This is a genomic window from Phaeobacter sp. JH20_37 (assembly GCF_048056015.1).
Taxonomy (GTDB): Bacteria; Pseudomonadota; Alphaproteobacteria; order Rhodobacterales; family Rhodobacteraceae; genus Phaeobacter; species Phaeobacter bryozoorum.
Map to the genome: position 1 here is coordinate 153,002 of NZ_JAYMWW010000006.1, position 19,167 is coordinate 172,168.

At 62.3% G+C, this 19,167-nt stretch carries 15 protein-coding genes; 7 read left to right on the top strand and 8 right to left on the bottom strand.

The genetic code is table 11. The features are described 5' to 3' along the window. Positions 1–60: 60 nt before the first annotated feature. Positions 61–1,143, bottom strand: coding sequence for a TRAP transporter substrate-binding protein (locus VWZ87_RS02925; protein ID WP_340545908.1), 1,083 nt, complete (start codon positions 1,141–1,143; stop codon positions 61–63). 252 nt (positions 1,144–1,395) lie between these two features. Between VWZ87_RS02925 and VWZ87_RS02930 the strand changes: the two genes are divergently transcribed. The 4 genes from VWZ87_RS02930 (at position 1,396) to ilvN (ending at position 6,406) form a co-directional block, all read left to right on the top strand. Continuing rightward, positions 1,396–2,829, top strand: a complete 1,434-nt coding sequence (locus VWZ87_RS02930) for a cache domain-containing protein (RefSeq protein ID WP_340545909.1) — start codon at positions 1,396–1,398, stop codon at positions 2,827–2,829. A gap of 91 nt (positions 2,830–2,920) precedes the next feature. Next, the gene (locus tag VWZ87_RS02935; protein ID WP_416534233.1) at positions 2,921–3,565 is read left to right on the top strand and encodes a response regulator transcription factor; all 645 of its coding nucleotides are present in this window, start codon (positions 2,921–2,923) and stop codon (positions 3,563–3,565) included. A 462-nt stretch (positions 3,566–4,027) separates the two neighbouring features. Then, the gene (locus VWZ87_RS02940) at positions 4,028–5,779 is read left to right on the top strand and encodes an acetolactate synthase 3 large subunit (RefSeq protein ID WP_340545911.1); all 1,752 of its coding nucleotides are present in this window, start codon (positions 4,028–4,030) and stop codon (positions 5,777–5,779) included. Between the two features lie 66 nt (positions 5,780–5,845). Next, positions 5,846–6,406 (top strand): acetolactate synthase small subunit, encoded by a 561-nt coding sequence (ilvN, locus tag VWZ87_RS02945; protein WP_340545912.1) that lies wholly within the window; start codon positions 5,846–5,848, stop codon positions 6,404–6,406. A gap of 104 nt (positions 6,407–6,510) precedes the next feature. Here ilvN and VWZ87_RS02950 read toward each other — a convergent pair whose 3' ends face one another. Continuing rightward, on the bottom strand, positions 6,511–7,011 hold the full coding sequence (locus VWZ87_RS02950) for a hypothetical protein (RefSeq protein WP_416534234.1): 501 nt from the start codon (positions 7,009–7,011) through the stop codon (positions 6,511–6,513). Positions 7,012–7,271: 260 nt separating this feature from the next. Between VWZ87_RS02950 and VWZ87_RS02955 the strand changes: the two genes are divergently transcribed. Continuing rightward, positions 7,272–8,030 carry a helix-turn-helix domain-containing protein gene (locus VWZ87_RS02955; RefSeq protein WP_340546329.1) on the top strand — a complete coding sequence of 253 codons (759 nt, stop codon included), beginning with the start codon at positions 7,272–7,274 and terminating at the stop codon, positions 8,028–8,030. Between the two features lie 7 nt (positions 8,031–8,037). Here VWZ87_RS02955 and VWZ87_RS02960 read toward each other — a convergent pair whose 3' ends face one another. The 6 genes from VWZ87_RS02960 to VWZ87_RS02985 form a co-directional block, all read right to left on the bottom strand. Further along, complete coding sequence (locus tag VWZ87_RS02960; protein WP_340545914.1) at positions 8,038–8,808, bottom strand: DUF2189 domain-containing protein; 771 nt, start codon at positions 8,806–8,808, stop codon at positions 8,038–8,040. A gap of 12 nt (positions 8,809–8,820) precedes the next feature. Continuing rightward, positions 8,821–10,245: an amidase gene (locus VWZ87_RS02965; protein ID WP_416534235.1), complete on the bottom strand. Its 1,425-nt coding sequence runs from the start codon at positions 10,243–10,245 to the stop codon at positions 8,821–8,823. Between the two features lie 141 nt (positions 10,246–10,386). Then, complete coding sequence (gene prfB / locus VWZ87_RS02970) at positions 10,387–11,511, bottom strand: peptide chain release factor 2 (protein ID WP_340545916.1); 1,125 nt, start codon at positions 11,509–11,511, stop codon at positions 10,387–10,389. A gap of 179 nt (positions 11,512–11,690) precedes the next feature. After that, entirely contained in the window at positions 11,691–14,192 is a 2,502-nt protein-coding gene (locus VWZ87_RS02975) for a penicillin-binding protein 1A (RefSeq protein WP_416534237.1), read from the bottom strand. 187 nt (positions 14,193–14,379) lie between these two features. Then, entirely contained in the window at positions 14,380–15,660 is a 1,281-nt protein-coding gene (locus tag VWZ87_RS02980; protein WP_416534238.1) for an N-acetylmuramoyl-L-alanine amidase, read from the bottom strand. Positions 15,661–15,824: 164 nt separating this feature from the next. After that, complete coding sequence (locus tag VWZ87_RS02985) at positions 15,825–16,973, bottom strand: pyridoxal phosphate-dependent aminotransferase (RefSeq protein WP_340545918.1); 1,149 nt, start codon at positions 16,971–16,973, stop codon at positions 15,825–15,827. Between VWZ87_RS02985 and VWZ87_RS02990 the strand changes: the two genes are divergently transcribed. Continuing rightward, the gene (locus VWZ87_RS02990; RefSeq protein ID WP_416534239.1) at positions 16,972–18,360 is read left to right on the top strand and encodes a M48 family metalloprotease; all 1,389 of its coding nucleotides are present in this window, start codon (positions 16,972–16,974) and stop codon (positions 18,358–18,360) included. The two genes, VWZ87_RS02985 and VWZ87_RS02990, sit on opposite strands and share 2 nt — an antisense overlap. Next, complete coding sequence (locus tag VWZ87_RS02995) at positions 18,357–19,145, top strand: DsbA family protein (RefSeq protein WP_416534240.1); 789 nt, start codon at positions 18,357–18,359, stop codon at positions 19,143–19,145. Before VWZ87_RS02990 ends, VWZ87_RS02995 begins: the two co-directional genes overlap by 4 nt. Positions 19,146–19,167: the final 22 nt, after the last annotated feature.

Genomic DNA, 19,167 nt, shown 5'->3' on the forward strand with positions numbered 1-19,167 from the left:
CTATTGCGAAAGGATCCCCCGCCGATGCGGAGGATCCGATTGAACCCACTCTTGGGGCGGTTAGCCGAGAACGCGGTCGCGCTGGGTGCGATAGGCACCTTCAGATTTGGTAATCCAGCCCGAAGAGGCTTTCATCGACGCTTCGACGCTGTTGCGGATTTTTGCGAACAGCTCGTCACCCATGAACTCGTCCAGGGTTTCCTTGGTCGCGGAGCCAAAGGCATCCCAGACGCTGTCAGGGAATTCCAGGGTCTTCACGCCACCGGTCTGCAGACGCTGAAGAGCCGCACCGTGGTTGTTCATGAACTGCGACAGGCTCCACTGGTGACCTTCGGCCGCCGCGATTTCGATGATTTTCTGATGCGCGGGCGACAGGCTGTCGAACACGTCACGGTTGGTCGCCACGGACAGCGCCGCACCCGGCTCATGGAAACCGGAGGTGTAGTAGACCTTGGTGATTTCCTGGAAGCCCATCTTCTCATCTGCCCAGGGGCCGATCCACTCGGTGCCGTCGATCGCACCGGAGGACAGCGCCTGATACACTTCGGAGCCGGGAATGTTCTGAACCGATGCGCCCAGTTTGCCGAGCGCCTTGCCGCCCAGACCCGGCATACGGAACTTCAGACCGTTGAAATCTTCGGGGCTGTTGATTTCCTTGTTGAACCAGCCGCCGGCCTGAGGGCCAGTGTTGCCGCCAAGGAAGGATTTCAGACCGAAGATCTGGCCCAGCTCATCATGCAGGGCCATGCCTTCGCCCTGGTAGTACCAGTTCACCAGTTCCTGCGGCGTCATGCCGAAAGGTACTGCAGTGAAATAGGCATAGGCCGGGTGCTGGCCGGTGAAATAATAGTCGGCACCGTGGTACATGTCGGCCTGACCGGCGGTCACCGCGTCAAATACCTCAAATGCACCAACCAGTTCGCCGGAAGCTTTGAGGTCGATGGTCAGGTCGCCATCGGACATGGCGGTGATCGAATCTGCGACGCGCTGTGCGGAGTCATGAACGCCCGCGGCGCCACGGCCCCAGGTGGTGACCATGGTCAGGGTACGCTTGCCCTGCGCATAAGCCGGTGCGGCCAGAGTGGTTGCTGCAGCGGCGCTGCCCCCCAGCGCGGATGTCTTCAAAAAGGAACGACGATCCATAGGTTTCTCCTCCCATTTAATTGGATTGCCCCGGGTCTGTGCCCGAGGCGGGTCTTGTCGAGTGACGCAAGCCTAGCTGTACGCTGCGTCATGTGAATACCTACTACTGCGTAGAAAACCGCATTTTGGACAAATTATTTGGCCAAAATCTGGGCAGCCTGTGACAACCGCCAAGGCCGATCCCGAGATTCGCGCGCTGAGCGCAGCTGTGGGGGCTTTGATTCTCCGGGCGGATTGCGTAACGATTCGACCATGCAGCTGATCCCCCAATTCTTGCGACCCAACTACGCCCAGAAGCTGTCCCTGCTGGCGACGCTGCCGCTGATCGTGGCCGGTGCCGCCATTGCCGTGCTGGTCTCCGTGCAGTCGCGCGCATTGGCCGAACGCGAGATCAAAGCGTTGGAACAGCAGCTGTTGCAGGCCAAGATGGCCGAGCTGCGCAACTATGTGACCCAGGCCCGCAATGGGTTTTCGCACATCTACGGTCTGGCGGCGCCAGATGACGAGGAGGCCAAGGAAAAGGTCACCCAGATTCTCAGTGCAATGATCTATGACCGCGACGGGTTTTTCTTTGTCTATGACTACGACGGCACCAATCTGGTTAGCCCGCGCCAGACCGAGTTCATCAACAACAACTGGAAGGGGCTGACCGATAGCCGCGGCACACCGGTCGTGGATGAATTCATCCGCTTGGCCCGTCAGGGCGCCGGATGGCACACGTTTATGTGGGAGAAACCCTCAACCGGCGAAGAGGCGCAGATGGTTGCCTATGTGCTGGGCTTGCAGGACTGGCAATGGGCCATCGGCACCGGGGTGTTCATTGACGATGTGCTGGCCTCTGTCGCAGCCTCGCGCGCCGAAGTCGAGACCCGTGTGCGCCGTACGTTCTACTACATCGGTGGCATCACCCTGTTTGCACTGGGGCTGGTCTTTGCCTCCGGCATGGTGCTGAACATCCGCGAGCGTCGTCTGGCGGACGCCAAGTTGAAAGAGCTGACCCAGCGGGTTTTCGACGCCCAGGAGGAAGAGCGCGGCCGGGTGGCGCGCGAGCTGCACGACGGGATCAGTCAGCTCCTCGTCGGGGTGCGCTACGCGCTGGACAACGCGCGCAGACGCCTGTCGCGGGGAGATTTTGACCGGGTCGAGGATCCGCTGAACAAAGGGATCTCGCATCTGGGCACCGCCATCACCGAGGTGCGCCGCATCAGCCGCGACCTGCGCCCCGGTGTGCTGGATGATCTCGGCCTTGGCCCGGCGCTGAAGGCACTGACCGATGATTTCGCCGCACGCACCGGCATCGAGACCCGTTTCAGCACTGTCGTGTTCCGCAACCGTCTGGACGGGGATGCCAAGATTGCGCTCTACCGGATCGCGCAGGAAGCGCTCACCAATATCGAACGCCACGCCGAGGCGACGGAGGTCACCATGGATCTGCGCGGACACGCGCGCGGTGCCACTATGCGGATCACCGACAATGGCCGCGGCCTGCCCCCGGTTCAGGACCGCAGCGGGCCCGGCATCGGGCTGCGCAATATGCAGGAACGAATCGAACAGCTTGACGGCACCCTCAGGATTTTGTCATCACGGGGCACGCAAAGCGGCACCGTGATCGAGGTCCTGCTGCCGCTGAGCCATCTGCTGCCCCCGGGTGATGCCTCCAAACCGGCGTCCAAGCGGGTGTCCTGAGCCAATCGGCGCTCTTGCCAGACTGTCGCCGCCGCACCGGTGGATGCACGCGACGGGCTAGACCGCGCCACGCCAAATGAGGGGGGAGACCATGCCAAATACCATTCGCGTTCTGATCGTTGACGATCACCCGATGGTCGCCGAGGGCATTCAATCCATCCTTGAAAGCTATGACGATATCGAGGTTGTCGGCATCCCCGGCAACGGCGAAGAGGCGGTGGCCGAGGCCCGCGCGCTGAAACCCGATGTGATCCTGATGGATCTCAATATGCCGAAACTGGGCGGGTTGAGCGCCACGGAAATCATCCTCGAACAGACCCCTGCCACCCGCATCCTGATCCTGTCCATGCACGACAGCCCCGAATATATCTCCAGCGCGCTGGCGCATGGGGCCATGGGCTATGTGCTGAAAGATGTCCCAACCGAGGAGATCCGCCAGGCCATCGACACGGTGATGCGTGGCGAGACATATCTCTGCACCGGCGCCGAAGGCTCGCTGAAGCCCAAGGACGACCCCGCCCGCGAGGCGCTGACCGGACGTGAGCAGACCATTCTGCTCGAACTCGCACAGGGCAAATCCAACAAGGACGTTGCCCTGGCGCTGGATATCTCGGTGCGCACCGTGGAAACCCATCGCAAGAACATCAAACGCAAGCTTGGCATTTCCTCGACCGCCGGTCTCACACGCTACGCGCTGGAACATGGCGTGCTGCAGGGCACCGGTCACAGTTTCTGACCCGCCCACCCCGCCGCCTGGTGGCAGAGCTAAAATTGCGCCGCAATGCAGCAGAAACTCCCGCAAACTAGGTCCGAAGCGCCTCGCAATTTGGCAAAACGCCGTCGCGCGTGATCTGACCTTGGCCTTTGGTTCAGGGAGATTTTCGACTTTAGGGCCGAAATGGCCCGATTTTCAGCCGTGCGAAAGGCGAAAATGTCGCCAGGAACCCCACCGACGCAACAAAATGTCCGAAACTGGGGTATTTTCGGTTCATTTCCCTGTTGACGCCCCCGGCCACCGGTCCTAAGGTCCGCTGCAACGCTAAAGGAGCCAACACGATGAATATCCTAGTCGTAGTCGTAGGAACCACGCGCATGGGCCGGTAACGGTAGACCATAATCGAACCCATGCGCCTCCGACCAGAAATCGGGGGCTTTTTTTATGCGAAACGGACGATGCCGCCAATTGGAGCTAAAGCAGATGAAACGTGAGATGACCGGCGCAAAAATGGTTGTTCAGGCCCTGAAGGATCAGGGGGTGGACACGGTCTTTGGCTACCCCGGCGGTGCCGTTCTGCCGATCTATGACGAGATCTTTTTGCAGAATGATATCCGGCACATTCTTGTGCGCCATGAACAGGGCGCGGTTCACGCCGCCGAAGGCTATGCCCGCTCAACCGGCAAGCCCGGTGTTGTTCTGGTGACCTCCGGTCCCGGCGCCACCAATGCGGTGACCGGCCTGACCGACGCGCTGCTGGATTCCATTCCGCTGGTTGTTCTCACCGGTCAGGTTCCAACCTTCATGATTGGCTCCGATGCCTTTCAGGAAGCCGACACCGTGGGCATCACCCGCCCCTGCACCAAACACAACTGGCTGGTGAAAGACACCGAAAAGCTGGCCAGCACCCTGCATGAGGCCTTTCATGTCGCCACTGCCGGCCGCCCCGGTCCGGTACTGATCGACATCCCGAAGGATGTGCAGTTTGCCACCGGCACCTATCAGGGGCCGAAACCCGCCGCGTCGCATTACCAGCCGCCGGTGAAGGGCGATCTGGAGGCCATCACCGAGCTGGTGGCGGCGATGGAAACCGCAAAACGCCCGGTATTCTACACCGGCGGTGGCGTGATCAACTCCGGCCCCGGCGCCAGCCAGCTGCTGCGCGAGCTGGCCGAGGCCACAGGCATTCCGGTGACCTCCACGCTGATGGGGCTTGGGGCCTATCCGGCCTCGGGCAAGAACTGGCTCGGGATGCTGGGGATGCACGGTCTTTACGAGGCCAATATGGCCATGCACGGCTGCGACCTGATGATCAATATCGGCGCCCGCTTTGATGACCGCATCACCGGTCGTCTGGATGCCTTCAGCCCGAAATCGACCAAGGCGCATATCGACATCGACCCCTCTTCGATCAACAAGGTGATCCGCGTCGATATTCCGATCGTCGGCGACATCGGCCACGTGCTGGAAGACGTTCTGAAAGTCTGGAAGAGCCGCGGCCGCAAGGTGAACAGCGCTGCCATCGCAAAATGGCAGGAGCAGATCACCGAATGGCGCAATATTCGCTGTCTGTCCTACACCGCCTCGGAGACCTCCATCAAACCGCAATACGCGCTGGAGCGTCTGGAAGCCCTGACCAAGGACCGCAACCGCTACATCACCACCGAAGTGGGGCAGCACCAGATGTGGGCCGCACAGTACCTCGGCTTTGAGGATCCCAACCGCTGGATGACCTCCGGTGGTCTGGGCACCATGGGCTATGGCACACCGGCCTCGATCGGCGTGCAGGTCGCGCACCCCGATGCGCTGGTGATCAACGTCGCCGGTGAGGCCTCCTGGCTGATGAACATGCAGGAGATGGGCACCGCCGTGCAGTACCGCCTGCCGGTGAAACAGTTCATCCTCAACAATGAACGTCTGGGCATGGTGCGCCAGTGGCAGGAGCTGCTGCACGGCGAACGCTACAGCCATTCCTGGTCCGAAGCCCTGCCCGATTTCGTCAAGCTCGCCGAGGCCTTTGGCGCCAAGGGCATCATCTGCAAGGATCCAAAGGATCTGGATGATGCGATCATGGAAATGCTCGACTATGACGGGCCGGTGATCTTTGACTGTCTGGTGGAGAAGCACGAAAACTGCTTCCCGATGATCCCCTCGGGCAAGGCGCATAACGAAATGCTGCTGGGCGATGCCGAGACCCAAGGCGTCATCCAATCCGGCGGCGCGGTGCTGGTTTAACCCGGTTCAGGAACAGATACAGCGGGGCGCTATCGCCCTGCCCCGATTTCTAGGAAAGGGACGTAAATGTCTGCCCTACACATCAAAAAAGGCTCCACCAGCCATTCTGCCTATAACCTGCGCCCGAATTTTTCGGATGTTCAGGAACGCCACACCATCACCATTCTGGTGGAAAACGAACCCGGTGTTCTGGCCCGTGTGATCGGCCTGTTCTCGGGTCGGGGTTACAACATCGACAGCCTCACCGTGGCCGAGGTCGATCACACCGGCCATCTGTCGCGCATCACCATCGTCACCACCGGCACGCCGCAGGTGATCGAGCAGATCAAGGCGCAGCTGGGCCGGATCGTTTCGGTACATGAAGTCACCGACCTCACCGTCGCAGGCCCCTTTGTCGAGCGGGAACTCGCCATTGTGAAAGTGGTCGGCGAAGGCGACAAGCGCGTGGAAGCCATGCGGCTGGCGGATATTTTCCGCGCCAAGGTTGTCGACACCACGCTCAACAGCTTCATTTTTGAACTGACCGGCGCACCCGACAAGATCGACGCCTTTGCCGAGATGATGCGCCCGCTGGGCCTGACCAAGATCGCCCGCACCGGCGTAGCTGCCCTGCTGCGCGGCAATTGACCATTCCGACAGGATGACAAAAGGGCTGCGCCATCGCGCAGCCCTTTTTCGTGTCCCATACAAACTGATCCGATCACGCTCCTGCGGCGGATCCGCTCTGTAGATCAGCTACGGATCAGCTTTCGATCAGCGCTGCGCCGTTTCGCCTGCGCGCGGGCGTCGCGGGCCTGTTTGTCAGGGAAGGACAAAATGGTCGCGCTGGACGGCTGGCTATCACCGGCACCACGAACAGGCGCTTTTACCTCATGGGCGTTATGCTCCGGGTAGACCGAGGGATCCACAAACAAGGGATCGTGGCGCGCGTCCTCCCAGGTCATCACCGTCGCCTCCGAGCGGCTGTTGGGCAGCGATTGGCTGGCTTCATGCTCGGCATCGCCAAGCTTCGCCGCCAGTTCCGGACTCTGGCTTTCTTCGATGACATCCAGATCGCTGGCGAACCGCAACGCGCCCTTGGTCTCAACCCGAAAAGCGACGCAGTCACCCTTGCGCAGCCCTACGGGTTCATCGAGCGAGGTCCAGCGATAATATACCAGATCACCGTGATCTTCGCTCCAGATCACCGCCTGCCGCAGATCGTAGTCCGTCCAAAGAACGACGCCAATCATATCATACCTCACATTGGTCCCGAGCTATTCTGGGATAAATCATGGCAAAGGAACACCAAAAACCTGTAACAAGATCTGTGTCAATTTGTGTCCGGTTTGCGCAAAATTGATGCTGGATAGCGTCAGATCCTCATGTATTATCTACAAGGGTATTAGGGAGTCCCTAGGGAAACCACAAGATCTGGTGTAACACCCGGTCCACGACACAGAGGGAGCCAATCTTGAACCAGGCCGATCGTTCGCCGGCGGAACTGCGCAATATGTTCGGTGCCAACCTGCGTCAGCTCGCCAAGGGCTACCGCTCAATTTCGGATCTGTCTCGACGCCTCGGGATCAATCGCACCCAGTTCAACCGCTACCTGACCGGCGAGAGCTTCCCCCGCCCTGACGTGCTGGACCGGATCTGCAATTTCTTTGACGTTGATGCGCGGATTCTGCTGGATCCCGTCGATCAGCTCTCCTGCAAAGGGCAGATCCTTCAGGGGCCGTTCCTCGGCGATTTTCTTGGCCCCGGCGTTGCCAATGTGACCGAGGCATTCTTTCCCTCCGGCCTCTATCAGTTCGTACGCCGCAGCTTTGTACGCACGGATCGCTATATCCTGGGGTTGGCGCTGGTCTTTCGCACCGAAGGCATCACCTACCTACGCGGTTATGAAGCGAAATCCGCCATGCGCTACCAGGGCCTGCCGTCGGATCCGCAATCACGAGAGTTCCGTGGCTACGCCTCGGCCCATGATGATGGGGTAGCCTTTCTGCTGTCGCGGCGTGGCGGGCGGACCTCCTCCTTCAACTATCTTGCCAATGTGCCGTCAATGCAGGCCAACATCTGGGCAGGCTATGTTGCGCGCACCAGCCGCGAAAGCGATACGTCGGACCGGGTAACCCGCATGGTCTATGAACATCTCGGCCAGGATCCCGCCGCCATCCTCGGCGCCGCGCGCCGGGCCGGGTTCATAGAACAGCATGAGCTGAGCCCGTTTCAGCAGCGGTTGCTCGGCGTGGGAACCCGGTTTCGCTAGCTGCCGCTCAGGCCGCGGTCGCGATCAGCCGATAGATATGCCAGCTGGCATGGCCGAGCAATGGCAGCACCAGAAACAGCCCCAGAAACCCCGGCACCATGGCCAAGAATGTGGCTATGGCAATGCCTGCGGCCCAGACAAGCATCACCAGAAAATTGGCCTGCACATAGGAAAAACTGGTGATCATCGCGGTGACAAAATCCACCTCACGATCCAGCAGCAGCGGCAGGGAAATCACTGTGATCATGTAAAGCAGCAGCGCAAATACCGCCCCGACCAGGCTGCCGACCAGCAGCATGGTTATCCCGTTTGCCGTCAGGAAAACCTCGGGCGAGCTGGAGATATTGGTCATCGTCGAATGGCCCAGAAACAGCGCAAAGATCATATGACCAAGGAAGAACCAGAACAGGAAGACAATGATGATGATGGCGCAGATCGACGGCAGCTGACGGCGGCTCTGTTGCAGCACAACGCTCAGGATCGCGCCAAAACCCAGCGCCCGCCCCTGTTCCAGCCGGTGCGAGACCTCATATAGGCCGACCGCAGCAAAAGGGCCGACCAACGGAAAGCCGATGGCCGCCAGAACCAGCCAGAAGGTTGTGCCGGTCGCAACGGTAATCCAGGCCATGATCCAGCCCGCCAGCACATAGACCCCGGCAAAGAACAGCCCATAGCCCGGTTTGGCCCGAAAATCAGCCCATCCGCGCCGCAACGCCTGCCCCAGGGTCGACAGGGTCATCGGCTGCAACTGCGGCACGCCAAAGGCTTTTTCATCCATATGAGGAGCTCCTTACAGGGGCGTGTCCGAGCACGGCAGCTCGGGCGGGCGCCGCTCTGGCCAGCGGGTCGCAAGATGATACTGCTGCCCCAGCGCCAGCAGGTCACGGTCGCGGCCATGGGCGGAAAAGATCTGCAGGCCCATCGGCAGCTGACCAGCTCCAAACCCCGCCGGAGCCGCCAGACAGGGCAGGCCCAGCAGGCTGACCGGTGTCACCACCTCCATCCAGCGGTGGTAACTGTCCATCGCGGTGCCGTTGACCGCCTGCGGGTGCTCAAGCGTGATATCAAAGGGCCAGCATTGCGCGGTCGGCAACACCAGCGCGTCATACTGCGAAAACAGACGCGCCGCGACGCGCTGCCAGTCCGACCGCAAATCAGATGCTGCCTGAACCTCCTGCCCGCTCAGCGCCATGCCCCGTTCCAACTCCCATTGGGCGCTGGCTTTCAGCTGTTGCCGCTGCCCGGAAAACACCCTGAGACCAGAGGCCACGGAAAAGGAGCGCAGCGTGCTCCAGCTCTGCCAGATCCGCTCCGCCGCAAAAGGCGGTGCAATCGGCTCGACCTGATGCCCCAAGCCGCGCAGCACCTCCAGCGCGGCCTCGCAGGTCTCCAATATGCCCGCCTCCATCGGATAGGCACCGCCCCAATCCGCAAGCCAGCCAATGCGCATCGGTCGCGCGGCAGGCAGGGGGGCGACACCATCCGCCGCCGCAAACCCGGTCGAGAACGGCTGACGCGGATCGGGACCGGAGAGAACATCCAGCAGCAGCGCCAGATCCTCGGGGCTGCGGGCCATCGGCCCATTGGTGGACAGCGGATGCAGGAACAGATCGCCGCGTGGCTCATTCGGAACCCGCCCCCAGCTGGGACGGAAACCGTAGACATTACACCAGCCGGCAGGGTTGCGCAGAGATCCCATCATGTCGGACCCGTCCGCCAGTGCCACCATCCCGGTCGCCAATGCCACCGCCGCGCCGCCGGAGGAACCGCCGCAGCTGCGGCTGCGGTCATAGGGGTTGGCCGTCGCCCCGTAGACCGGGTTATAGGTATGCGACCCAAGGCCGAATTCCGGGGTGTTGGTCTTGCCGATGATCACAGCCCCCGCCGCCCGCAACCGCGCCACCATCAGATCGTCCGTCTGCGGCACGAAATCTGCGAGCAATGGCGAACCCTGCGTCGAAGGAACACCAGCCACATTTGCCAGATCCTTGACCGCCATCGGCAGCCCATTCAGCGGCCCCCGCGTCTCTGCCCGATCGGCAGCGGCCGCCTCGGCAAGCAGCACGTCTCGCGCCCGCAGGGCCACAATTGCATTGACGCTCGGGTTGATCGCCTCGATGCGGTCCAGCGTCTCCTCCATCAGCGCCTCTGCGCGACGACGCCCGGTCGAAAGATCGCGCAGGATCTCGCGGGCGCTGGTCTGGATCTGGGTCATCTCCGGGGGCTCCTGGCTGGCAGATGATGTCAGCCTAGCCGCAGCAAAACACAAAGAAAACCCGCTTGCCGAGGCAAACGGGTCTGCAAATTCTCAACCGGGGGTGCTGCTATCGCAAAGCGGCAGGATGCCGCGTCGAAATCACTCGCCCTGCGCTTCCGAGCGGCTCTTTCCGGCGACGTTCAACGCCAGCGTTGCCGCCATGAACCCGTCCAGATCGCCGTCCAGCACACCTTTGGTGTCGGAGGTCTCGTGCTGCGTGCGCAGATCCTTCACCATCTGGTAGGGCTGCAACACGTAAGAACGGATCTGGTTACCCCAGCCGGCATCGCCCTTGGCCTCATGGGCGGCGTTGATATCGGCGTTCCGGCGGTCCAGCTCCAGCTGATAGAGCCGCGACTTCAGCGCTTTCATGGCGATGTCACGGTTCTGGTGCTGCGACTTCTCGGAGGAAGTGACCACGATGCCGGTGGGCACGTGGGTGATGCGCACCGCAGAATCGGTGGTGTTGACGTGCTGGCCACCGGCACCGGAGGAGCGATAGGTATCCACCCGAATATCCGACGGGTTCACCTCGATCTCGATATTGTCGTCCACCACAGGGTAGACCCAGACCGAGCTGAACGAGGTGTGGCGCTTGGCTGCGGAATCATAGGGGGAAATCCGCACCAGACGGTGCACGCCGCTTTCCGACTTCAACCAGCCATAGGCGTTATGGCCCGAAATCTTGTAGGCGGCGGATTTGATCCCCGCCTCTTCGCCCGCGCTTTCGGACTGCAGTTCAACCTTGTAACCCTTTTTCTCTGCCCAGCGGACATACATCCGTGCCAGCATCGACGCCCAGTCGCAGCTCTCGGTGCCGCCAGCGCCTGCGTTGATCTCAAGGAAGGTGTCATTGCTGTCGGCCTCGCCATCCAGCAGCGCCTCCAGCTCCTTTTCGGCGGCCTTTTCCTTCAGCGCCTTCAGCGCGGCCTCGGCATCGGCTATGACCTCATCGTCCTCTTCCATCTCGCCCAGCTCGATCAGCTCCATATTGTCGCTGAGATCCTGCTTGATGGATTTATAGGTGTCGATTGCATCAACCAGCATCTGCCGGTCGCGCATCAGGGCCTGCGCCGCCTCGGCGTCGTCCCACAGGTTGGGATCCTCAACGCGGGCGTTGAACTCTTCCAGGCGGAACTCTGCGGTTTCCCAATCCAGACGCTGCGCCAAAAGCTCCAGCGACTTTTCGATATCGGCCACGATGTTCTGAGTTTCGGCGCGCATGGCAATCCCTTGAAATCACGTATCAGGCCTGCGTGATAAACCACCCGCGCCCTGCGGGCAAGCCGACGCAGCAGGCAGCAGCGCGATTGGCGCACCACGTCACCGCACAGCATAAAACGGGGCGGGGTCATGATTTCCACGCCCCGCCCAACAGATAGGTTCGCGCTAAACAGTCGGCGTCAGTAAAGCCCGCCGGAACTGATGGTGCCAAAACTCGCCTTCGGTCCCAGAACCGCCGTGCCACCATCCGATGTGGTCACCCGGCGCGCTGATTGCGCGGCTTCCTCAAACAGCGGCAGGTTCGACCCCATCGCAAAACCACCGTCAAATGCCAGACCAAAGATCGGCTCCTCACCATCGCGGAAATACTCCGCTACCACATTGGCCCCCGAAGCCGCATCGGCAAGGCGCGCACCAGTGTAGCGGTCGATCTTGATGAAATGGCCGCCCTCCGGCACCGCGAACTTACCACCGCCATATTTGGCCGTCGCTTTCTGCATGAACTGCTGGAACACCGGACCACACATGGTGCCACCATAGGCGCCGCGGCCCATCGGACGCGGCTGGTCATAACCCATGTAACAGCCCGCCACGATATTGGAGGTAAAACCGACAAACCACACATCGCGCGAGTCATTGGTGGTGCCGGTTTTGCCTGCGGTCGGCACCGGCAGGTTGATCACGCTGGAGGCGGTTCCACGCTCCACAACGCCCCGCATCATCGAGGTGAGCTGATAGGCGGTGATCGGATCCATCACCTGCTCGCGGTTGTCCACGATCCGGGGCGCCTGCCCCGGTGCCAGCGCAGGCGAGGCGCAGTCCACGCAGTCACGGTCATCATGGCGATAGATGGTCTCGCCCCGGCGGTCCTGAATGCGGTCCACAAGTGTCGGCTGCACCCGTTCGCCGCCATTGGCAAACATCGCATAGGCCGCCACCATCTTGTAGAGTGTAGTTTCCTCGGCCCCCAGCGAGTTGGCAAGGAAAGCCCCCATATTGTCATAGACCCCAAAACGCTCCGCATAGCCTGCAACCACCTCCATGCCGACCTCCTGGGCCAGTCGGATGGTCATCAGGTTCCGGCTCATCTCGATTCCGGTCCGTAGCGGTGTCGGGCCGTAGAACTTGTTGGTGGAGTTCTTGGGGCGCCACAGCCCCTGCGGGGTGTTGATCTCGATCGGGGCGTCCACAACGATGGTCGCAGGGCTATAGCCGCTGTCCAAAGCTGCCGCATAGACAAAGGGTTTGAAGCTGGAGCCCGGCTGGCGCTGCGCCTGGGTCGCGCGGTTGAACACCGAATGCTGGTAGGAGAACCCGCCCTGCATGGCCAGAACCCGGCCCGTGTTCACATCCATCGCGACAAAGCCGCCCTGCACTTCCGGCACCTGACGCAGCGACCAATGTTGCAGTGCGCCGTCCTTTTCGACCGCGCGGACCAGCACCACATCCCCGGTGGCGAGATTGTCCTTGAAGCTGCCCTTCATCCATTTGATGTCAGAGCGCGGAACCGAGCCGATTTCGGCCACCTCCTCGACGCCTACGCTGATGCTCTGGTCACCGACCTCCAGCACAACCGCCGGATGCCATTTGCCGCCCAGTTCGATATCACGCGGCACGGCAGCAGCGCTGAGCGCCGCGCGCCAGCTGTCTTCGGATGCCAACAGATCGGCGTCCAGCGTCACGCCAGTGCCCCGCCAGGTGCCACGCGACCGGTCATAGTCCTGAAGACCCGCACGCAGCGCAACAGCGGCCTCGGCCTGCATCTCCTCGTCGATCGTCGCCCGCACCGTAAAGCCGCCGGTGAAGAATTCGCCCTCGCCAAAATCCTCCGAAAGCTGACGACGGATTTCATCGGTAAAATAGTCGCGCGGCGGCAGCGCGGTGCGGAAGCTCTCAAAATCGCCATTCTGCACCGAGCGCAGCGGCAAATCGACCTCGACCTTGTAAACCGCATCAGAGATATAGCCGTTTTCGCGCATCTCGCGTAGCACGTAGTTGCGGCGGGTCAGCAGGCGGTCCTTTTGGCGGACCGGGTGATAATCCGACGGCGCCTTTGGCATGGCGGCCAGAGTCGCGGCCTCATGCGGGGCCAGTTCGCTCAGTGTCTTGTTGAAATAGGTCTGGGCGGCTGCGGCCACGCCATAGGAGTTCTGCCCCAGAAAGATCTCGTTCATGTAAAGTTCGAGAATGTCTTCCTTGCTCAAGGTATCTTCCAGACGGGAAGCCAGGATCAGCTCCTTCACCTTCCGCTCCGCCTTGCGGTCCCCGGAGAGCAGGAAGTTCTTCATCACCTGCTGGGTGATGGTGGAGGCGCCGCGCACGTTCGACCCGCGCGACCGCACCGCCTCGACCGCCGCCGCGGCGATGCCGCGCATGTCATAGCCCTTGTGGCTGTAGAAATTCTTGTCCTCGGCCGAGATGAAAGCCTGTTTGACCAGATCGGGAATTTCCTCGGAAGGCGTGAAAAGGCGGCGTTCCTGGGCAAATTCGTCAATCAGCTGCCCCTCGCCGGAGTAGATCCGGCTGATCGTCGGCGGCTGATACTGCGCCAGCGATTCATGGCTGGGCAGGTCCCGGCCATAGATCCAGAACACCGCACCAATGGTCAGCGCGATCATCGCGATGCCCAGCGTGATGGTGCTGAAGATGGAACCAAAGAACGATAGAATATATCTGACCACTGTAGAGCCTTTCTCGCGCAGTGCCGCCTATATAGGTGCAGCGGCGCGTGGGGTCAAAACGGGAAACGGCATATTGATGCCGCTGACCCGGAGAAAAAAGGGGGAAAGCGGTGCTGGCCGTCCCCGGATATCAAACGCCGCTGGGCCAGATCCGTTCCGCCTGACCGGCGATCCCGGCGAGCGGCAGCTACTGACGCACCAGCGGGCGGGTCTCATCATCGGCAATGCGCCAGGACAAAAGCCCATTCAGGATGCCCCGCGCCGTGCGTTCGCGCCACTCCGGGTCCATCAGATTGGCCAGATCGCGCGGGCTGGACAGGAAACCGATTTCCACCAGCGCCGAGGGGATGTCGGCCGATTTTAGCACAGAAAAGCCCGCCTCGCGCAGCGGTCGGCGGTTCATTGCCCCACCTTGGGTCTTGAGCCCCTTGACCAGCGCCCGGGCCAGCGCCTGACTGCGCGGATGTGTCTCCACCCGCGCCAGATCCAGCAGCACATCGGTCACCCGGTCATCGACCTGACTCAGATCGGTCCCCGCGAGCAGATCACCGCGTTCATGACGTTCCACCAGCGTCGCCGAGGCCGCATCAGAAGCGTCTTTCGACAGCGTGTAGACCGTGGTGCCATGAGCGCGCCCTTCGGACAGGCTGTCGGCATGAAGCGACAGGAACAGATCCGCCTTGGCCTGATGCGCCAGCGCGATCCGCCGCTCAAGCGAGACGAAGTAATCGTCGTCGCGCGTCAGCTGCACATTGAACTGGCCCGACCGCACCAGCATCTCGCCCAGTTCGATGGCGAATTGCAGCATCAGATCCTTCTCCTGCACCAGACCGCCCTGAACAAAGGCCTCCGCCCCCGGATCAATGCCGCCATGACCCGGATCAATCACCACCAAGAGCGGCGCCAGCGAATCCTTGTCCTCGGGTGCGATCATTGGCGTTGGTGCGGGCAGATCCCAGCGGGCATCCCGCGGAGCGCCGGTGGTTTTGGCAAATTGCTCCGCGCTCGTTTCGCGCAGGGCAACGGTCAGCCCCGCAGCCGCTGTCACCGGATCAACCTCCATCGCCGCCGTCTCGACCTGCATTGGGCGCGTCAACTCCAGCACCAGCCGCGACCAGCCCGGCACATAGGTGCCAAACTGCGCCGTCCGTATGCCGTCCTCTGTCACCAGCGCCTCGGCGCCGAGGCCGCTCCAGTCGACCTCCTGAAAATCCAGCACCACGCGCGGCGGGCCATCCAGCGTGAACAGCCGATACGGCACCCCCTGGCTCAACGCCAATGTCACATCCACCCCCGAGCGGCGATCGGTGGCGCGGCTGTCCTGCGGCAGGATCCGCGCCAGACCGCTGAAGCCCTGCCCGCTGATCTGACTGCTGGCAGCAGCTGTTTCCTCAGCGACAACCGGCGGCGTCATCGCAATCACCAGGGCCGGCAGCAGGGCTGCGAGGGCTTTAATAGGTCTGCTCATGGCTGTTGCTCCGCCCGTTTTTTTGTATTGCCCGGCCATAAGGACACAGGATGGCCGCGCGGCTGGTGGCGGCACGGCTTTTGGCCAAAGACTAAGCCATCGCGAGGCCTGATTGCCAGCCTCATCCGCTTGCCCCGCACGGCCTGCCCTTTCGCGACGCGCTCTCAGACCCGACGCTGCTCCATAAAGCTCTTGAGCCGCGCCAGCCCCTCTTCGATATCCGCCGTCGACCGCGCATAGGAGAACCGCAGGGTGGTCGCGCCGCGCTTGGGATCGAAATCCAGCCCCGGCGTCACCGCCACCCCGGCCTGATCCAGGATTTCCTTGGCAAAGGCGCGGCTGTCATTGGTCAGCTCGGAAACATCCGCATAGACGTAGAACGCCCCGTCCGGTGGCGCGATCCGGTCAAACCCGGCCTTTGGCAACCCCTCCAGCATCAGCGCCCGGTTGCGCGCATAGACCGCCAGATTCTCCTCCAGCTCCGCACCGCAGTCCATCGCCGCAAGCGCGGCAACCTGACTGGCATGAGGCGCGCAGATGAACATGTTCTGCGCGATGCGCTCGACCACCCGTACGTGGTCTTCCGGCACCACCATCCAGCCCACGCGCCAGCCAGTCATGGAGAAATACTTGGAAAAGGAATTGATCACATAGCACTCATCCGTCACCTCAAGTGCGGTGACCGCTTTCGCGTCATATTCGATGCCGTGATAAATCTCATCCGAGATAAAGGCCGCCCCCTGCCCCTGGGCCGCATCAATCAGCGCCGCCATCGCATCCCGGTCCAGCATGGTGCCGGTCGGGTTGGCCGGTGAGGCCACCATCAGACCCGCCAGATCCAGCCCCGCCAGATCCTGCGGCACCGGTTGCAGGCGGTGATCAAGCGAGGTTTCGATATCAACAGGCGTCAGCCCCAGCGCATGCAGAATCTGACGGTAGGAGGGATAGCCCGGCGCACCGATGCCGACCCGGTCGCCACTGTCAAAAAGCGCGGTAAAGCTCAGCAGGAACGCCCCCGAAGAGCCCGGCGTGATCACCACCCGCTCCGGATTCAGATCAACATTGTACCAGTCGCCATATAGCTGCGCGATCCGCTTGCGCAGCGCCGGCAGACCCAGCGCCACCGTATAGCCGAGGCTGTCGCGATCCAGCGCCTCCGCCAGCGCCCTGCGCGCGGCATCCGGCGCCCCGGTTGAGGGCTGGCCCACCTCCATATGAATGATATGGCGTCCAGCTTCCTCGGCCCGGCGTGCGGCGTCCATCACATCCATCACAATGAAGGGATCCACGTTGGACCGGCTTGAGTTTCGCATGTTGATCTCCCATGGTGCGGCCATGACCTTTGACCGCTTCTCCCGCCTCGCGTCAATCCCGGCTCTGGCCCTTGCCGCGCTGTGTTTCGTCGCGGGGTCACTGGCCCCCGCGGCGCAGGCGGCCTCGATCTCGCTGCTGCGCGATCCTGATATCGAACGCGGACTGAATGAGCTGGCAGCCCCGGTGCTGCGCGCCGCCGGGCTGAATGCCAAACGGGTGCGGGTGCTGGTGGTCAATGACGGCTCCTTCAATGCTTTCGTCATCGATTCCCAAACGATTTTCATACATTACGGGCTGATCCTGAAGGTGGACCGCCCCGAGATGCTGCAGGCCGTGATTGCCCATGAGGCCGCGCATATCACCAATGGCCACCTGTCCCGGCGGATGCAGAACATGCGCTCTGCGCGCTCCGCAGCGGGGCTTGGCGCGGCTCTTGCGGTGCTGGCGGCTGCCGCTGGCGCCGGGGAAGCCGCCGCCGGAATCGCGCTTGGCACGCAATCCTCCGCGCTGCGCGGCTTTCTGGCTCATACCCGCGCCGAGGAAGCCTCCGCCGACCGCACCGCCGCAGGCATCCTGCAACGGGCCGGTGTCAGCCCGCGCGGACTGGTCGATGTGCACAAGATCTTTGCCGGGCAAGAGCTGCTGAGCCCGGTCAATCAGGATCCCTATATGCGCTCGCATCCGCTCAGCCGCGACCGGATCCGCGCCGCCGAGGCCTATCTGGCGAGCCACGGTGACAGCGCCAAACCCGATGCCAACGCGATCTATTGGTTTGCGCGGGTGCGCGGCAAGCTGTCAGCCTTTACCCGGTCACCCAAATGGACCCTGCGCCGGATCGGGGATGAGCCTTACAAGGATGTGCGCCTGATGCGCGAAGCCATCGCCCATCACCGCCGCAACGATCTGAACAAGGCCCTGCGCGCCATCGACGGCGCCCTCGCGATCCGCCCCTCCGATCCCTATTTTCAGGAGCTGAAAGGCCAGATCCTGATGGAGAACCGCCGCTGGCAGCCGGCACTTGCCGCCTATGGCCGGGCCGTTCAGAAGGCGGGGCGTGATCCGCTGATCCTCGCCAGCCTTGGACGCGCGCAACTGGCGGCGGGCCAGCCGAAAGCGGCGCTGAAATCCCTTGAGGCCTCCCGCGCGCAGGATTTCCGCAACGCCAACATGCTGCGGGACATGGCGCAGGCCTACGCGAAACTTGGCCAGTCCGGCATGGCAGCACTGGCCACCGCCGAGCGCTATGCGCTACAGGGTCGGCTGAAGGATGCGGGTCTCCATGCCAAACGGGCCACCGCGCAGCTGCCCACCGGATCCCCTGCCTGGCGACGTGCACAAGATGTGCTGATTGCCGCCGAACAACACGAAAAAAGGAAATCGAGATGACCCGTATTGCCCGCCTTCCCGCCCCGGCGCTGCCTGTTCTGTCGGCGGCCGCCCTGTCGCTTGGGCTGATGATCGCTCCTGCCGCTTCGGCGCTCGACCTCGGCAAGATGAGCGCCGAGGAACGCGCCGCCTTTGGCGCCGAGGTGCGTGCCTATCTGCTGGAGAACCCGGAGGTGATCCTGGAGGCTGTCAACAAGCTGGAACAGCAGCAGGCCGCCGATGAGGCCGCCCGCGACGATGCGCTGGTGGCCGAGAATATGACCGCGCTGCATGATGACGGGTTTTCCTGGGTCGGCGGCAACCCCGAGGGCGATATCACGCTGGTCGAATTCATGGACTACCGCTGCGGCTACTGCCGCCGCGCCGCGCCAGAGGTGGAAAAACTGGTCTCCGGCGATGGCAATATCCGCCTGATCATCAAGGAATTCCCGATCCTCGGCGAGGCTTCCGTGCTGACCTCGCGGTTTGCGATCGCCACCAAGATGGTCGCCGGGGATGAAGCCTACAAGATGGTGCATGACGCGCTGATCACCCTCGGCGGCGAGCCGAACGAAGGCACGCTGCGCCGTCTGGCAGAGGGGCTGGATCTGGACGCCGATGCGATCCTCGCGCGGATGTCAGATCCCGAGATTGCCCGTCAGCTGCAGGAAACCCGCGCGCTGGCCCAGCAGCTGGCGATTTCGGGCACACCGACCTTTGTCCTCGGCGATGAGCTGCTGCGTGGCTACCTGCCCGCCGATCAGATGGAAATCATGGTCGCCGAGATCCGCGAGAACCGCAGCTGATTTTTCTGGGGCTGTGACGCAG

Bases quoted from the DNA above. Each gene is read 5' to 3' on its own strand.
- VWZ87_RS02965 (WP_416534235.1), bottom strand. From the start codon at position 10,245: ATGACCCAGATCCAGACCAGCGCCCGCGAGATCCTGCGCGATCTTTCG.
- VWZ87_RS02950 (WP_416534234.1), bottom strand. From the start codon at position 7,011: ATGATTGGCGTCGTTCTTTGGACGGACTACGATCTGCGGCAGGCGGTG.
- VWZ87_RS02925 (WP_340545908.1), bottom strand. From the start codon at position 1,143: ATGGATCGTCGTTCCTTTTTGAAGACATCCGCGCTGGGGGGCAGCGCC.
- VWZ87_RS02940 (WP_340545911.1), top strand. From the start codon at position 4,028: ATGAAACGTGAGATGACCGGCGCAAAAATGGTTGTTCAGGCCCTGAAG.
- VWZ87_RS02930 (WP_340545909.1), top strand. From the start codon at position 1,396: ATGCAGCTGATCCCCCAATTCTTGCGACCCAACTACGCCCAGAAGCTG.
- VWZ87_RS02955 (WP_340546329.1), top strand. From the start codon at position 7,272: ATGTTCGGTGCCAACCTGCGTCAGCTCGCCAAGGGCTACCGCTCAATT.
- VWZ87_RS02960 (WP_340545914.1), bottom strand. From the start codon at position 8,808: ATGGATGAAAAAGCCTTTGGCGTGCCGCAGTTGCAGCCGATGACCCTG.
- VWZ87_RS02980 (WP_416534238.1), bottom strand. From the start codon at position 15,660: ATGAGCAGACCTATTAAAGCCCTCGCAGCCCTGCTGCCGGCCCTGGTG.
- VWZ87_RS02990 (WP_416534239.1), top strand. From the start codon at position 16,972: ATGTTGATCTCCCATGGTGCGGCCATGACCTTTGACCGCTTCTCCCGC.
- ilvN (WP_340545912.1), top strand. From the start codon at position 5,846: ATGTCTGCCCTACACATCAAAAAAGGCTCCACCAGCCATTCTGCCTAT.
- VWZ87_RS02935 (WP_416534233.1), top strand. From the start codon at position 2,921: ATGCCAAATACCATTCGCGTTCTGATCGTTGACGATCACCCGATGGTC.
- VWZ87_RS02985 (WP_340545918.1), bottom strand. From the start codon at position 16,973: ATGCGAAACTCAAGCCGGTCCAACGTGGATCCCTTCATTGTGATGGAT.
- prfB (WP_340545916.1), bottom strand. From the start codon at position 11,511: ATGCGCGCCGAAACTCAGAACATCGTGGCCGATATCGAAAAGTCGCTG.
- VWZ87_RS02995 (WP_416534240.1), top strand. From the start codon at position 18,357: ATGACCCGTATTGCCCGCCTTCCCGCCCCGGCGCTGCCTGTTCTGTCG.